General features: G+C 63.5%; 14 protein-coding genes. 8 read left to right on the top strand and 6 right to left on the bottom strand.

The annotated features are described in order from the left end of the window. The first annotated feature begins 33 nt into the window (after positions 1-33). Complete coding sequence (gene yghU / locus QXZ85_RS00205) at positions 34-909, top strand: glutathione-dependent disulfide-bond oxidoreductase (RefSeq protein ID WP_315706247.1); 876 nt, start codon at positions 34-36, stop codon at positions 907-909. A 377-nt stretch (positions 910-1,286) separates the two neighbouring features. Here the strand turns inward: yghU and QXZ85_RS00200 are convergent, their stop codons facing one another. Further along, positions 1,287-1,898 (bottom strand): flavin reductase family protein, encoded by a 612-nt coding sequence (locus QXZ85_RS00200; RefSeq protein ID WP_315741525.1) that lies wholly within the window; start codon positions 1,896-1,898, stop codon positions 1,287-1,289. A 175-nt stretch (positions 1,899-2,073) separates the two neighbouring features. Here QXZ85_RS00200 and QXZ85_RS00195 point away from each other — a divergent pair, with 175 nt between their 5' ends. Continuing rightward, positions 2,074-2,361: a hypothetical protein gene (locus QXZ85_RS00195; protein WP_315741524.1), complete on the top strand. Its 288-nt coding sequence runs from the start codon at positions 2,074-2,076 to the stop codon at positions 2,359-2,361. Between the two features lie 69 nt (positions 2,362-2,430). Here the strand turns inward: QXZ85_RS00195 and QXZ85_RS00190 are convergent, their stop codons facing one another. The 3 genes from QXZ85_RS00190 to QXZ85_RS00180 form a co-directional block, all read right to left on the bottom strand. Beyond that, positions 2,431-2,628: a hypothetical protein gene (locus QXZ85_RS00190; protein WP_315741523.1), complete on the bottom strand. Its 198-nt coding sequence runs from the start codon at positions 2,626-2,628 to the stop codon at positions 2,431-2,433. A gap of 478 nt (positions 2,629-3,106) precedes the next feature. Further along, complete coding sequence (locus QXZ85_RS00185; RefSeq protein ID WP_315741522.1) at positions 3,107-3,949, bottom strand: alpha/beta hydrolase; 843 nt, start codon at positions 3,947-3,949, stop codon at positions 3,107-3,109. A gap of 228 nt (positions 3,950-4,177) precedes the next feature. Then, positions 4,178-4,957: an SDR family oxidoreductase gene (locus tag QXZ85_RS00180; protein WP_315741521.1), complete on the bottom strand. Its 780-nt coding sequence runs from the start codon at positions 4,955-4,957 to the stop codon at positions 4,178-4,180. Between the two features lie 171 nt (positions 4,958-5,128). On the opposite strand from QXZ85_RS00180, the gene QXZ85_RS00175 reads away from it, so the two are divergent. From QXZ85_RS00175 to QXZ85_RS00165, 3 genes are read left to right on the top strand one after another with little or no spacing between them, the layout of a single operon-like run. Beyond that, positions 5,129-5,920 (top strand): enoyl-CoA hydratase/isomerase, encoded by a 792-nt coding sequence (locus tag QXZ85_RS00175; protein WP_315706241.1) that lies wholly within the window; start codon positions 5,129-5,131, stop codon positions 5,918-5,920. Further along, complete coding sequence (locus QXZ85_RS00170; protein ID WP_315741520.1) at positions 5,917-6,903, top strand: phosphotransferase family protein; 987 nt, start codon at positions 5,917-5,919, stop codon at positions 6,901-6,903. Before QXZ85_RS00175 ends, QXZ85_RS00170 begins: the two co-directional genes overlap by 4 nt. Before the next feature lie 2 nt (positions 6,904-6,905). Further along, positions 6,906-7,286 carry a DUF6285 domain-containing protein gene (locus QXZ85_RS00165; protein ID WP_315706239.1) on the top strand — a complete coding sequence of 127 codons (381 nt, stop codon included), beginning with the start codon at positions 6,906-6,908 and terminating at the stop codon, positions 7,284-7,286. Between the two features lie 127 nt (positions 7,287-7,413). Here the strand turns inward: QXZ85_RS00165 and QXZ85_RS00160 are convergent, their stop codons facing one another. After that, positions 7,414-8,193 (bottom strand): enoyl-CoA hydratase-related protein, encoded by a 780-nt coding sequence (locus QXZ85_RS00160; protein ID WP_315706238.1) that lies wholly within the window; start codon positions 8,191-8,193, stop codon positions 7,414-7,416. Positions 8,194-8,374: 181 nt separating this feature from the next. Here QXZ85_RS00160 and QXZ85_RS00155 point away from each other — a divergent pair, with 181 nt between their 5' ends. Further along, positions 8,375-9,649, top strand: a complete 1,275-nt coding sequence (locus tag QXZ85_RS00155) for an acyl-CoA dehydrogenase family protein (protein ID WP_315806679.1) — start codon at positions 8,375-8,377, stop codon at positions 9,647-9,649. Between the two features lie 17 nt (positions 9,650-9,666). Here QXZ85_RS00155 and QXZ85_RS00150 read toward each other — a convergent pair whose 3' ends face one another. Further along, on the bottom strand, positions 9,667-10,542 hold the full coding sequence (locus QXZ85_RS00150; RefSeq protein ID WP_315706236.1) for an SDR family oxidoreductase: 876 nt from the start codon (positions 10,540-10,542) through the stop codon (positions 9,667-9,669). A gap of 101 nt (positions 10,543-10,643) precedes the next feature. Between QXZ85_RS00150 and QXZ85_RS00145 the strand changes: the two genes are divergently transcribed. Together QXZ85_RS00145 and ppc are read left to right on the top strand one after the other, a co-directional pair. Next, on the top strand, positions 10,644-11,453 hold the full coding sequence (locus tag QXZ85_RS00145) for a crotonase/enoyl-CoA hydratase family protein (protein ID WP_315762199.1): 810 nt from the start codon (positions 10,644-10,646) through the stop codon (positions 11,451-11,453). 99 nt (positions 11,454-11,552) lie between these two features. Then, positions 11,553-14,357 carry a phosphoenolpyruvate carboxylase gene (ppc, locus tag QXZ85_RS00140; protein WP_315762197.1) on the top strand — a complete coding sequence of 935 codons (2,805 nt, stop codon included), beginning with the start codon at positions 11,553-11,555 and terminating at the stop codon, positions 14,355-14,357. Positions 14,358-14,389 lie beyond the last annotated feature (32 nt).

Genomic DNA, 14,389 nt, shown 5'->3' with positions numbered 1-14,389 from the left:
CGAGGCTCACGCCCGTGATGTCCGGAGGATGCCGTGTCGGAAGAGAACGTCTACATCCCGCCCAAGGTCTGGACCTGGAACAAGCCGAGCGGCGGCCGCTTCGCCAACATCAACCGGCCGATCGCAGGTCCGACGCAAGAGAAGGAATTGCCGGTCGGTCGTCATCCCTTGCAACTCTATTCCCTGGCGACGCCGAACGGCGTCAAGGTCACGGTGATGCTGGAGGAGCTGCTCGCCCTCGGCCACTCCGGCGCCGAGTACGACGCCTGGCTGATCCGCATCGGTGAGGGCGACCAGTTCGGCTCGGGCTTCGTGGCGGTCAATCCGAATTCGAAGATCCCGGCGCTGATGGACCGCAGCGGCGAGGTGCCGATCCGCGTCTTCGAAAGCGGCTCGATCCTGGTCTATCTCGCCGAGAAGTTCGGCGCCTTCCTGCCGACCGCGGCCGCGGAGCGGGCCGAATGCTTCAACTGGCTGTTCTGGCAGATGGGCGCCGCACCCTATCTCGGCGGCGGCTTCGGTCACTTCTATGCCTATGCGCCGACCAAGATCGAATATGCCATCGATCGTTTTGCGATGGAGGTGAAGCGCCAGCTCGACGTGCTCGATCGTCGCTTGGCGGAGAGCGAATATCTCGCCGGCAGCAACTACACGATCGCGGACATGGCGGTGTGGCCGTGGTACGGGGCGCTCGCCAAGGGGCTGCTTTATGACGCTGGCGAATTCCTCTCGGTTCATGAATACAAGAACGTGCAGCGCTGGACCGACCAGATCGCGCAGCGACCTGCGGTGAAGCGCGGCCGCATGGTCAATCGCGTCTCCGGCGACCCGAAGAGCCAGCTGCACGAGCGGCACGAGGCGAGCGACTTCGAGACCAAGACGCAGGACAAGATCGGGCAGGGCGGGTAGTCATTGCGTAGGGTGGGCAAAGCGCCGGCGTAAGGCGGCGCCTGCCCACCGACTTGCATCACGCCTGCAATGGTGGGCACGCTGCGCTTTGCCTCCCTTACCGACCAGAGCGATCGCATATGGGGGAAAACTCGGCCGACGATCTCTCCCGCGGCCGTCCTTCGAGACGTTCGCCTCCGGCGAGCTCCTCAGGACGAGGGCTTGTTTGCGGCAAAATGGCAGACCCTCATGGTGAGGAGCGCCGCATGCGGCGCGTCTCCGGACGATGCTACGCATCGCCGGGAGAACCGTGAGGCCCCGGTCTAGTTTGCGCCATATGCGATCGCCCTGCCTACCGACCGGATCCCGCCTTCCCAGGGATGACAGCCCGTATGCTGCTATTCCATCCCCTTCGCCGGCGGGAAATCCATCCGGTCATTGGTGCGGCAATAGCGGTCGGCGAACATGCGCCCGACCGGGTGGAATAGCTCCATGTGCACCCGCATCTTGTCGCGATCCCATAATTCGTCACGAATGTAGAAATTGACGCCTTCGCCGAACACCAGCTGACGGTCGCCGTTGACGTCGATGATCTTCCAGGTCCGGCATTCCATTGCGAACGGGGCGTCGGCCAGCCGCGGCACCAGCACCGTGCTGGAGGGCGCGAGCTTCAGGCCGAGGTGATCGGGCTCGCTGATCTCGGGCGGGAAGTCGCCGCCGGTATCGTGCATCGCCTGCGCCAGCGGCTCGTCGGTGATGTGCACCACGAATTCCCCTGAGCGGCGGATGTTGACCAGCGTGTCCTTGACGCGGCCGTCCGGCCGCAGATTGATCGCGAATACGCAGAGCGGCGGGTCTTCGCCGAGCACATTGAAGAACGAGAACGGCGCCGCATTGACCACGCCGGTCTCACCCATGCTCGTCACCCAGGCGATCGGCCGCGGCAGCACGAAGGAGGTCAGGATCTTGTAGCGCTCGCGCGGGGACAGATCGGCGGGAAGATATTCCATGGTGGGTCCTGTTTGCTTGCGACGCCGGCGAGCGTAGTGCGCCGCAGCGTGGCGACCAAGCCGATAAAGCGGGCAGGAGCTGCGCGGAACGGAGCCGCTTAATTTGCCGCTTGCCGGAACGCTGCGGCGGCCGCGACGTTCGAAACTGCACAGAACACAGATCTGGAGGATCGCCATGAAAGCGATGGTGAGTGCAGTTGCGATTGCGTGTCTGCTGGCAGCAGGCGCGGCGTCGGCGCAGAGTGGATCGCAAAGCAATCCGCCGAGCGCGCAGAATTCCGGTGCCGGCATCCAGGGCGCGCCGGGGAACAAGAACGGGCCGCCGGCGGACAAGGGCACGGTCGGCTCCAGCACGTCGATGGATCGCCACAATCCTGACGTCAGCAACCAGGATCCGGCCAACGTCAAGGGCATGCCGGGCAACAAGAGCGGCCCGGCGGTCAAGTCGCCGTCGAAGCAGTGACCTGTCGGTCCGTCAGTCCGGGCGCGCGCGTTTGCTCGCGGCCGGACTGACAACAGGTAGGCGTCGCCATCAAACGCAAACGCTGCCTGTCAGGCAAATCACTTGCTCAGTCTCCTGCCGAGTGCGGGTGACCTTCGTGGCCGTGGCCCCGGCGATCGGAATGCGTGGAAAGCCGGATTTTGCCAATCGCTCCAAGCCGATCACCCATCCGAGCCTAGCCGTCACATCCGGCGGCGAAAATTCTTCTTTCGTTTTTTCAGAAATCATGTTTAACTCGCGCTGTCCCGCCTCATGCAGAGGGGCGTATCGCGATCGTCACGGCACGCAGGGCGCGGGATGCGATGGGCGTATCGGGCTGCAGCATGATCCGATCATGCGGACGAACAGCCTGGTGCGTAACGTGAAGTCGTGTGGTCCTGGCGTCCCGGTGCTGACGCCATGCGCAACGTGTTCAACGCGTTGCCGCAGACGCGATGATGCTCGCATCGTCGCGGATACGGGGGCAAGAAAGCCGGTCCCCGGGGAGATCACGTATAAACGTTCAAACCATCGCGCAGGGAAGGCCGGTCGATCCCGGTTGGACCTGTGGTGACTGCCGCCTGCTTTTTTTCTGCAGGCGGGCCGCAGGGCGTCAACCGGCGCCCGGCCTTCCCTGCGCCCTCTCGCTCCCGAGTGGGTCTTGATCAGAACAACTCGGGCGCTCGAGCCGCGCCGCGGGGAGGTGGACGCGCGTCCGCGCCTTGCATCATGGCAGCGCGGCTGCAGCGTTGCTGACGAGCAGGTTGCTCGGGTCGGTCGGCGCGGGTGCGAGATCGCTGGATGTGTCGCCGCCCAAGAAGTTGTCGAGCGTCGCCTGGATGCGCTCCTTGACGGTGGTGGGGCCACGGTCGCTCATCCAGGTGTGCTGGAACTCGGTTCTGACGATGTCAATTCCGTCCTTCTTTGCCACCTGGGGGGCCGGCAGCACACCCGGGTCGGTCTTGAACACGGGGTCATCGGAGCGGAACGACAGGATCTTGAGCTTGTCGCGGATGACGAAGGGAACCCGCAGATTATCGAGCGTCACGATCTGAGAGACGATGTCCGGATGTTCCTTGGCGAAATACATCGCAGTGTCGCCGCCATTGGAATGGCCGACCAGGGTCAGATGCTTGTAGTCGGCATTGGGGTGTCTTTTCTTCAGCTCGTCCAGCACGAACAGGATGTTGGCTTCACCCTTCTTGTAGACAGGGAGCCGTCCGACATAGGGCAGGCCGATCTTGGTCACGAGCGGCGGATCGGTCGGCAGATCCTGCTGGATGCTGGCGACGAGATAGCCTCGCGCGGCAAATACGTTGGCCAGGAAGGAATATTCCGTGTTTCTGACAGTATTGCCATTACTGATGACGGCGACCGGCAGCCGCCAGACGCCGGCATCGGCCTTCATCTGGTAGTCCTTGCGCACGGCGACATCGACCGTGACCGGCCGTTGTCGTGCTGCGTCATAAAGGTCGAGGCTCTCATGCTCGATCCCCAATTTGCTCATCGCGACATAGCCCGCAACCGCCAGGGCAGAGACGCACGCCAGAACCGTTATTCCCCGTCTCATCGCTTCCGTCCCGATCAAATCTTCTTCTTATCTAAGAGGAGAAAACGCGGAGATCACGGAGCCGTCACACCGCGATGTTCATTAAATTTACGAAACGTGACGGAACGTCGCAGGAACTGCCGGCTGTTCCGAGAATGTCGATATGAACGCCCGGGGATATCGGAAAGGAGTGCGCGCGACCAGCCCGGCGGGGCTGGCTGCGTTCCTGCTCGTGTTTCAAGTTCGGGGTCAAAAGGCGGTGTAGCCGCCGTCGATCACGAAACAATCGGCTGTGTGATAGGACGAAGCCTTGCTCATCAGGTAGACGGCGATACCGCCGAAATCCGAAGGCTCGCCGAAGCGGCGCATCGGAATCCGCGGCATGACATTGGCGACGAATTTGTCGTTTGCCATGAGGCCCGCGGTCATGTCGCTCTTGATCCAGCCGGGCAGGATCGCATTGGCGGTGATGCCGTAGCGCGCGAGCTCGACCGCCAACGCACGGCAGAGCGCGTTGATCGCGGCTTTGGTGGCGGCATAGTGCTCGTTACGCGCCGTGCCGAACAGCGAGGCGAGGCTGGAGGTCGCAACCAGCCGGCCGAATGCGTCGCCTTTTTCTGCGCGCTCGGTCATGTGCTTGGCCGCGGCCTGGAACGCATGGAAGACGCCATCCAGATTGGTGGCGAACATCGTGCGCCATTCCTCCTCGCTGCGCTCGATGAAGGGTTTTCGGCCACCGCCGCCGATGCCGGCATTGGCAAAGCAGCCGTCGACGCGACCGAACCTGTCGAGCGTCGCTTTCATGGCCTCGTTCACGGACACAGGATCGGTGACGTCGCAGACGCGGGTATCGACCTGGCCCGGAGCTGCCGCCATCGAGGCCGCCGCCGCCCGGTTCTTCTCGGCATTGCGGCCCCAGATCGAGACATTGCAGCCACTCGACGCAAGTGCCTGCGCGATGCCGAGGCCTATGCCACCATTGCCGCCGGTGACGACGGCCACGCGGCCGGTGAGATCGAATATGCTCATGGGCGATCCTCCGAATTGATGGCGCGTCTCAGCTGCGCGCTTTCGCAACTCTCTTCCGATAGTCCGACCATGGACAAGGTGCGTACAAAAATCAAATATGCAGAAGGATCAGGCTGACCTTGGAATTCCACCACGGAGAATGCAGCCTTGGAAATGCTTTGAGAGGAAACCATGCAGTTCAAGCACGTCACGCTCGATTTCGACGGTTCGGTCGCCGTTCTGACGCTCGACCATCAGGAGGTCATGAACGCGGTCTCGATCGACATGCTCGGCGGCCTCGTCGAGGCGCTTGAGGAGATCGAGGACAGGAAAGCGGAGGTTCGTTGCCTGGTTTTGACCGGCGCCGGCCGTGCCTTCTGCACCGGCGCCAATCTGCAAGGGCGCAATCAGCAGAAGCCCGGCCGCAGCAATGCCGGTGCGGCGCTGGAGACCGCGTTTCATCCGTTCCTGCGTCGCTTGCGCAACCTGCATTGCCCGATCGTCGCCGCGGTGAACGGCCCCGCCGCGGGCGCCGGGATGAGCTTCGCGCTGATGGGCGACATGATCCTGTGCGCGAAGTCAGCCTATTTCCTGCAGGCGTTCCGCCGCATCGGTCTGGTGCCCGATTGCGGCTCGACCTGGCTGTTGCCGCGCCTGGTCGGCAAGGCGCGCGCGATCGAGCTGTCGCTGATGGGCGAGAAGCTGCCGGCGGAGAAGGCGCTCGAATGGGGCCTCGTCAATCGCGTCTTTGAGGACAGCGTGCTGATGGACGAAGCCATGAAGCTCGCCCGTGAACTCGCCAATGGTCCCACGGTGGCGCTCGCACTGATCCGCAGGCTCTATTGGGACAGCCCGGAGAATTCCTTCGAGGATCAGCTCAACCTCGAATATCAGCTGCAGCGCGTGGCTGGCGCGACCGGCGATTTCAAGGAGGGCGTCAGCGCCTTTCTGGAAAAGCGTCCTGCCAAGTTTCAGGGCCAATGATCGAGGCGGCGCTGTCCCTCTGCGTGGCGCGCTTCATGCCGGCGGCGACCGGCGTGAGGGGCGCTGCGAAGCTGTCGGGCGGCGCCAGCCAGGAGACCTGGCGCTTCGACATTCTTGGTCCCGGCGGCGATGTCGGCGCGATCCTGCGCCGCGCGCCGAAGGGCTATGGCGCCGCGCCGGGACGTGCGGCGGGCCTCGCCAATGAAGCGGCGCTGATGCAGCTGGCTTATGAAGCCGGTGTGCCGTCGCCGCGTGTATTGCACGTGCTGACGCCGGAGGACGATCTCGGCACCGGATTCATCATGCTGCGGGTCGAAGGCGAGACCATCGCGCGCAGGATCCTGCGTGATGCCGAATTCGCGGCCGTGCGCCCGCGACTTGCGCGCCAGCTCGGCGGCATCGCGGCCGGCATTCACGGCATCCCCCGCGACAAACTGCCGAGCCTGCGCGAAATGACGTCCGCGAGAGAGCTTGCCGAGCTGAGACGCGAATACCAGAGCTTCGGCTGGCCGCGTCCGGTGTTCGAGCTGGCCCTGCGCTGGCTCGCCGACCACGATCCCGGACCGCCTGACGAGGTGACGTTGGTGCATGGCGATTTTCGCCACGGCAACCTGATCATCGGGCCCGGTGGTGTTCGTGCCGTGCTCGACTGGGAGCTCGCTCATCTCGGCGATCCCATGGAGGATCTCGGTTGGATCTGCGTCAACTCCTGGCGCTTCGGCGAAATCGACAAGCCGGTTGGCGGCTTCGGCTCGCGTGAGGATCTTTTTGCCGGCTACGAGGCTGCGGGCCGCAAGGTCGACCCTGCGCGTGTGATGTTCTGGGAAGTGATGGGGACCCTGCGCTGGGGCGTGATGTGCTGCGGCATGATGCAGCGCTTCCGGGAAGCGCCTGATCATTCGATGGAGCGCGCGATGATCGGTCGCCGCGCTTCGGAGACGGAGATCGATCTGCTGCGGCTGATAGCGCCGAGGGGAGCCTGATCATGCAGGATGAACCGACACCGGCTGAACTCGCCAAGGCGGTCGCCGACTTCCTGCGCAGCGACATCATCCCGCTGATCTCCGGCCATGAGGCGTTCAAGCTGCGCGTCGGCATCAACGCGCTTGATCTTATCGTGCGGCAATTGGCAAAGGCCGGGCAGGACGAGGTCATGGAGCTGGAGCGGCTCAAGGCTTTGCTGGGTTCGGACGGCTCACTGTTCGAATTGAACCGTTCGCTCGCCGGGAAGATCGCCACTGGCGCGATCGATCTTTCGACCCCCGGGCTGAAAGAGCATCTCTGGCAGACCACGCTCGACAAGCTCGCCGTCGATCAGCCGAACTATGCGTCGTATAAGCGGGAGACAGAGAGGGAGAATGGCTAGCGCATCTCTCTCGCCTGTCATTCCGGGGCGCCGCGCAGCGGTGAGCCCGGAATCCATAACCACGATCGCGAGTATGGATTCCGGGCTCGCCCTCCGGGCGCCCCGGAATGACGAGATCCTGGAGAGCTTACCTCCCCAGCCATTTCGGCGGACGCTTCTCGGCGAAGGCCTTCGGACCCTCGACGTAATCCTGCGAATGGATCATCGCTTGCACCGCCGGATAATCGCGCTGCTCGGTGATGGCCTGCTCCAGCGATACGGCAAGGCCTTTTTCGATCGCCTGCTTCGACGCGCGGATCGACATCGGCGAGTTCTTGCAAATCGTCTCGGCCCAGCGTTCTGCGGCCGCCAGCGCCTCGCCTTGTGGCACGACCTCGTTGACGAAGCCGAGCTCGAAGCCTTCGCGCGCGCTGACATGGCGCGCGGTCAGGATCATGCCCATCGCGCGCTTGAGCCCGATCTGTCGGGGCAATCGCTGCAGTCCGCCGGCAAGCGCGGCGAGACCGACCCGCGGCTCGGGCAGGGCGAAGGTCGCATTCTCCGAGGCAATGATCAGGTCGCAAGCGAGTGCGATCTCGAAACCGCCACCCATCGCGACGCCATTGACGGCGGCGATCAGCGGCTTGTCGCAGTCGAACCGCGAAGTCAGCCCGGCGAAGCCGCCCTTGTCCCAGCCGCGCGCGCCGCCGGCGGCTTGCCATTTCAGGTCGTTGCCGGCGCAGAAGGCCTTGTCGCCTTCGCCGGTGACGATCGCGACCCATTGCTCGGGATCGGCGGCAAAGTCGTCGAACACCCTGTTGAGCTCGTAATGGGCCTCGATATGCAGCGCATTGTACACCTCAGGACGCGCCAAGGTGACGATCGTGATCGGGCCCTTGCGGGTTACTTTCGAATATTTCAGCTCCATCGGCGGTCCCTCCAGTTTTTTGATGATGCGAAACGATTACACGCGACACTAGCGCAAGCGTGGCTCGTGTGGAGCTGCAAATACGCAAGGACGTCGCGCGTCACGAGCAGACCGCCGCTGATCGCCTTAAGATGCGCCGACCGCGCGGCGAAGCGAACAACAAAATGCCGGGAGATACGCCATGGACTTTTCCTTGCCTCAGGATCTCGTCGCCTATCTCGATGAGCTCGACCGTTTCATAGCGGCCGAGATCAAGCCGCTGGAAGAGTCCGATGACAACATCCGTTTCTTCGATCACCGTCGCGAATGGGCGCGCACCGATTTCGACAATGGCGGCCTACCGCGGCACGAGTGGGAGGTGCTCTTGCGTCAGGCCAAGGACCGTGCCGACGGAGCCGGTCACCTTCGCTTCGCGATCCCAAAACGCTATGGCGGCAAGGACGGCTCCAATTTGTGGATGGCCGTGATTCGTGAGCACTTCGCCTCGAAGGGGCTCGGCCTGCACAACGATCTGCAGAACGAGCATTCCATCGTCGGCAATTTTCCGATCGTGACCATGCTCGACCGCTACGGCACCGATGCCCAGAAGGAGATGATCGATGGCGCGATCACCGGCAGATATCGCATCACCTTTGGGCTCACCGAGCCGCATCACGGCTCCGACGCCACCCATATGGAAACCCGGGCGGTGCCGGCTGTGCGCGACAGCGTCAAAGGCTGGCTGATCAATGGCGAGAAGATGTGGACCACCGGCATGCATGTCGCGACGCATTGCGCGCTGTTCGCCCGCACCTCCGGCCATGACGGCGACGCCCGCGGCATCACCTGTTTCCTGGTGCCGGCAAAAGCGGAGGGGGTGAAGGTCGAAGAATATCTCTGGACCTTCAACATGCCGACCGACCATCCGCGTGTCTCTTTCACCGATGTGTTCGTGCCGGAAGACGCTGTGTTCGGCGAGGTCGGCCGCGGCCTGTCGCTAGCGCAGTGTTTCGTTCACGAGAACCGCATCCGCCAGGCCGCCAGCTCGCTGGGGGCCGCGGTCTATTGCATCAATGAGAGCGTGAGTTACGCGCGCGAGCGTAAACCGTTCGGCAAGGCGCTGGCCGAGAACCAGGCGATCCAGTGGCCATTGGTAGAGCTCGCCACCCAGGCTGAGATGCTGAGACTTCTGATCCGCAAGACGGCCTGGGAGATGGACTGGATGACGCAGGCGGAGGTGGAGCACTCGCTGTCTGACAAGGTCTCGATGTGTAATTACTGGGCCAACCGTCTCTGCTGCGAGGCCGCCGATCGCGCCATTCAGGTCCACGGCGGCATGGGCTATTCGCGCCACAAGCCGTTCGAGCACATCTATCGCCATCACCGCCGCTACCGCATCACCGAGGGCAGCGAGGAGATTCAGATGCGCAAGGTCGCGGGCTTCCTGTTCGGCTACATGGGAGCGGCAAAACGGTGAAGTCGGGCGCGGTCACCTCAACCGTTTCGCGCCGCGCGGTCCTTCTCATTCTGCGCCTTGATCGATTCCTTGGCCTTGGTCCAGTCGTCGTCGGTCCAGTCGCGCAGCTGATAGAAATTGCCGCCCATCGCGAGTGCCTGGCCGCCATCCATCGCGATCGTCTCGCCATTGATCCAGTCGCAGCCGCCGGAGATCAGGAACACGGCAAGGTTCTGCAATTCCTCCATCGTGCCGACCCGGCCCATCGGGTTCATCGCCTTGGTGCGCGCGCCGGCCTCGTCACCGGGCTTGATGCGCTTGCTCATGCCCTCGGTCGGAATCTCGCCCGGAGCGATCGTGTTGAGGCGGATGCCGTAGCGGCCCCATTCGGTCGCCAACGACATCGTCATCGCGTGAATAGCCGATTTGCTCATCGCCGACGGCACCACATAGGGCGAGCCGTTGCGCACCCAGGTCACGGTGATCGAAACGACATTGCCCGGCTGCTTGGCCGCGATCCAGCGCCGGCCGACCGCATGCGTGACGTAGAAGGTGCCGTGCATCACGATGTTCGCGACCGCGTCAAAGCCGCGTGGACTGAGATCCTCGGTGCGGGAAATGAAATTGCCGGCGGCGTTGTTGATGAGATCGGTGAGGCCGCCTTCCTGGAAGATGTTTTCGATCATCTCCTCGACGGCCTGAGCGTTCCGGATGTCCACGCCATGGCTGGTGACGCGGCCGCCATGGAGGTCCATCAGTTCGGTCGCCGTCTCGTCGCAAACGATTTTCCGTCGCCCGCAAATATGCACTTCGGCGCCGAGCTGCAGGAAACGCGCGGCCATGGCCTTGCCGAGCCCGGTGCCGCCACCCGTCACAAGAATCCGTCGACCTGCGAGGAGATTGTCCTTGAACATCGTTCCTGCCTCAAAATCCCATCGTTAATTGGTTGATTGACTAAATCGCTCTGCCGGTTTCCTGTAAAGCCGGAAAGAAGATGAACAGGGAGAGCCGTTCGATGGAACGAGTCGCGATCGAGATCAAGGACGGCGTCGCCGACGTCCGGTTGGTCAGGGTCGACAAGATGAATGCGCTGGACATGGCGATGTTCGAGGCGCTGGTGAAGGCGACCGAGCGGCTGTCCAAGGAGAAGGGCCTGCGCGCGGTCGTGCTCTCGGGCGAAGGGCGGGCGTTCTGCGCCGGCCTGGACATGGGGCGCTTTGCGGCGATGAACGAGAACGGCGGCAACGGCATTGCCGGCGGCGAGACGCGCGATCTCACCGTCCGCACCCATGGTCAGGCCAATTTCGCCCAGCAGGCGGTGTGGGGCTGGCGCCAATTGCCGGTACCGGTGATTGCTGCGGTGCATGGCGTGGCGTTTGGCGGCGGCTTCCAGCTCGCGCTCGGCGCCGATATGCGCTACGTCGCGCCCGACACCAGGATGTCGATCATGGAGATCAAATGGGGCCTGGTGCCTGATATGGCGGGTACGCCGATCCTGGCGACGCTCATGCGCGACGATATCCTGCGTGAGCTGACCTATACGGGACGTGTGTTTTCCGCAGAGGAGGGGCAGTCCTACGGCCTGGTGACGCGCATCTGCGACGATCCGCGCGGCGCCGCGCTCGCGACGGCGCTTGAGATCGCGGGCAGGAGCCCGGATGCGATCCGCGCCGCCAAGCGCATGTTCAACAGCCTCTCGGTCGATCCCGGTCCGGCGCTGCTGGCCGAGTCGGTCGAGCAGCAGAAGCTGATTGGCAGCCCGAACCAGCTCGAGGCCGTTCGCGCCAATATCGAGAAGCGGGCGCCAAGGTTCGTTGACGTCTGATGCCCCTAGGCCATCCCGAGCGGCCTCCATCTTCATCTTGCGCTGCGGCAAAAAAGTTGCAGACTGAGTGTTGCCGGGCCGCTTCTGGGGAGAAGAGCCATGTCGCCGCAGCCCATGCCTTCAGACGTTGATCCTTCCGACGCCGAGATCAGGCGCGATCGGGCCCAAGAGGCTCAGGCGATGGAGGACGATGCGAGGCTGCGGGAGGATATCCGGTTGCTGGGACGGATCCTCGGCGACACCGTCCGCGACCAGGAAGGTGCCGACGTGTTCGATCTGGTCGAGCGTATCCGGCAGACGTCGGTACGCTTCCACCGCGATGAGGACCGCCAGGCCAGGCGCGAGCTGGAGCAGATCCTCGACAGCATGACGATCGCCGAGACCGTGCGCATCGTCCGCGCGTTCAGCTATTTCTCCCATCTCGCCAACATCGCCGAGGATCAGAACAACATCCGCCGTATGCGCGCCCGCGCGGATTCCAATGGCGGGGGCGGCGTGCTCGCCGAGACCTTGTCGCATGCGAAATCAGCCGGCTTTGGCGCGGCCGATTTGCGCAAGTTCTTTGCGACCGCCTTGGTCAGCCCGGTGCTGACTGCGCATCCGACCGAAGTGCGCCGCAGGAGCACGATGGATCGCGAGATGGAGGTCGCCACGCTGCTCGATCGCCGCGAGCGGGTCCAGCTCACGCCCGACGAGCGCGAGGCCAATGACGAAGCGCTGCGGCGCGCGGTGCTGACCCTGTGGCAGACCAACCTGTTGCGCCGGACCAAGCTCACGGTGCTCGACGAGGTCACCAACGGCCTGTCGTTCTACGACTATACCTTTCTCCGCGAGGTGCCGGCACTGTTGTGCTCGCTCGAGGATCGCCTCAACGACGGCGAGGCCCTGGCCGGCGATCTCGCCTCGTTCTTGCGGATGGGCAGCTGGATCGGCGGCGATCGCGACGGCAACCCGTTCGTGACCGCCGAGGTCATGCGGGGGACCTTGAAGCTGCAGTCCAGTCTGGTGCTGCATTACTATCTTGAAGAGCTGCATTTGCTCGGCGGCGAGCTGTCGATCGCCGCGCATCTGGCGGAGATCTCCGAGGATCTGCGGGCGCTTGCCGAGCGTTCGCCGGATATCTCGCCGCATCGCAGCGGCGAGCCCTACCGGCTGGCGGTCTCCGGCATCTATGCGCGGCTGGCCGCGACCGCGAACAAGCTTGGCATTCAGATCAGCCGGCCGCCGGTCGGCGAGGGCGCGCCCTATAAGAGCGTCCGGGAATTCCAGGACGATCTCGACGTATTGCATCGTTCGCTGATCGCCAACAACGCGCGGGTGATCGCGCGCGGCCGCCTGAGGATGTTGCGGCGCGCGGTCGATTGCTTCGGTTTCCATCTGGCCCGGCTGGATATCCGGCAGAATTCGGCCGTCCATGAACGCACCGTCGCCGAGCTGTTCGACACCGCGATGCCCGGGATGTCATATCTTGCACTGAGCGAAGAGGCTCGCATCGCGCTGTTGACGAGCGAGCTGCGCAATGCACGGCCGCTGGTGTCGCAATTCATCAAATACAGCGACGAGACGGTCAGTGAGCTTGCGGTGTTCCGTGCCGCCGCCGAGGCACATGCTACGTTCGGCGCGGACGTAATACCGCAATGCATCATCTCGATGTGCAAGGGCATGTCGGACATGCTGGAAGTCGCGCTGCTCTTGAAGGAGGTCGGATTGATCGACCCTTCGGGGCGCAGTGCCGTCAACATCGTGCCGCTGTTCGAAACGATCGAGGATCTGCAGGCCTCCAGCGGCATCATGGACCGAATGCTGGCGCTCCATGATTATCGCCGGCTGGTCGACAGCCGCGGCGCCGTGCAGGAGGTCATGCTCGGCTATTCCGACAGCAACAAGGACGGCGGTTTCGTCACCTCAGGCTGGGAGCTCTACAAGGCCGAGATAGGTCTGGTCGAGATCTTCGAACGCCATCATGTGCGGCTGCGTCTGTTTCATGGCCGCGGCGGCTCGGTCGGCCGAGGTGGTGGACCGAGTTATGATGCGATCATCGCGCAGCCCGGCGGCGCGGTGAATGGTCAGATCCGGATCACCGAGCAGGGCGAGATCATCTCCAGCAAATATTCCAACGCCGAGGTCGGCCGCAGCAATCTGGAAATCCTTGCGGCGGCCACCTTGGAGGCGAGCTTGCTGCACCCGCGGCAGCCGGCGCCGAAACGCGAATATCTGACCGCGATGGATCGATTGTCGGAACTCGCCTTCAAGGCCTATCGCGGCCTCGTTTATGAGACCGACGGCTTTGTCGAATATTTCTGGGCCTCGACCGTCATCAACGAGATCGCGACGCTCAACATCGGCAGCCGGCCGGCCTCGCGCAAGAAGACCCGCGCCATCGAGGATTTGCGTGCCATTCCCTGGGTGTTCTCCTGGGCGCAGTGCCGCTTGATGCTTCCCGGCTGGTACGGGTTCGGCAGCGCGGTCGAGGCCTGGATCGCGGAGCATCCGGACCAGGGGATGCCGTTCCTGAAGGAGCTCTATCGCGAGTGGCCGTTCTTCCGCATGCTGCTGTCGAACATGGACATGGTGCTGGCCAAGAGTTCGATCGCGATCGCCTCGCGCTATGCCGAGCTGGTGGCGGACGAGGACCTGCGCGAAAAGATCTTCGGCCGCATCCGCCGCGAATACCATCTGGCGATCGAGACGTTGCTCGACATCATGGGGCAGGACCGGCTCTTGCAGGGCAATTCGCTGCTTGAGCGCTCCGTGCGCAACCGCTTTCCTTATCTCGACCCGCTCAACCACGTGCAGGTCGAACTTCTCAAGGAGCACCGCGCGCAGAATCCCGATGAGCAGATTCTGCGTGGGATACAGCTCACGATCAACGGCATTTCGGCGGGCTTGAGGAACACGGGATAGTCGCGAAGGGCGAGTAGCGAATGGATCGTCCG

Origin of the sequence: Bradyrhizobium sp. SZCCHNGR1005, assembly GCF_032489995.1 — a bacterium.
Taxonomy (GTDB): domain Bacteria; phylum Pseudomonadota; class Alphaproteobacteria; order Rhizobiales; family Xanthobacteraceae; genus Bradyrhizobium.
The sequence above is the reverse complement of the archived record's forward strand: the minus strand, read 5'-3'. Positions and strand labels throughout refer to the sequence as shown.